The sequence below is a fragment of the Pseudomonas bubulae genome (assembly GCF_900618535.1).
Lineage (GTDB): Bacteria > Pseudomonadota > Gammaproteobacteria > Pseudomonadales > Pseudomonadaceae > Aquipseudomonas > Aquipseudomonas bubulae.
Genome location: NZ_UYJA01000018.1, coordinates 1 through 666 on the forward strand (window position 1 = coordinate 1; position 666 = coordinate 666).

Sequence of the window (666 nt, forward strand, 5' to 3'; positions counted from 1 at the left end):
GAGGCGCGCATTCTACAGCAGCCTCTGTTGCTGTCAAGCGGTTATTTTAAGATGTTTTCAAAGTTTCCTCTGTAACATCAACCACTTGCGCTTTCGATCTCTCGTTAGCGGGAGGCGAATTCTACAGTGTTACACACTGCTGTCAACGCTTTATTTCCAGCTTCTTTCGATTGAGATAATCGAGTGGTTAGCCAGGCAAATGACCTGATTAACCGTACGAGCTTTTTACAAAGCTTGTACTTATACAAAAACAAAATCCCCGTCTGCGCGAGCAGACAGGGATTTTGGAATTTAATCTTGACGATGACCTACTCTCACATGGGGAAACCCCACACTACCATCGGCGATGCATCGTTTCACTACTGAGTTCGGGATGGGATCAGGTGGTTCCAATGCTCTATGGTCGTCAAGAAATTCGGTAGCCAGGTCGTTTACCTTTCGGTTCACGCTCCAGCGAATGGGTATGTAATAGATGTGGTGTTTTGTGAACCGCAAACTTTCGGTTTGTATCGTCTTCACACACCGCAATTCGCTTCTAAGCAAATTGCTTGGGTGTTATATGGTCAAGCCTCACGGGCAATTAGTATTGGTTAGCTCAACGCCTCACAGCGCTTACACACCCAACCTATCAACGTCGTAGTCTTCGACGGCCCTTTAGGGAACTCA

2 rRNA genes are annotated in these 666 nt (G+C 46.5%); both read right to left on the bottom strand.

The window, feature by feature from the left end:
• Positions 1–295: 295 nt before the first annotated feature.
• Positions 296–411 (bottom strand): 5S ribosomal RNA (gene rrf / locus PPTH39_RS23435).
• Positions 412–559: 148 nt separating this feature from the next.
• Positions 560–666, bottom strand: a 23S ribosomal RNA gene (locus PPTH39_RS23440); the annotation flags it as partial.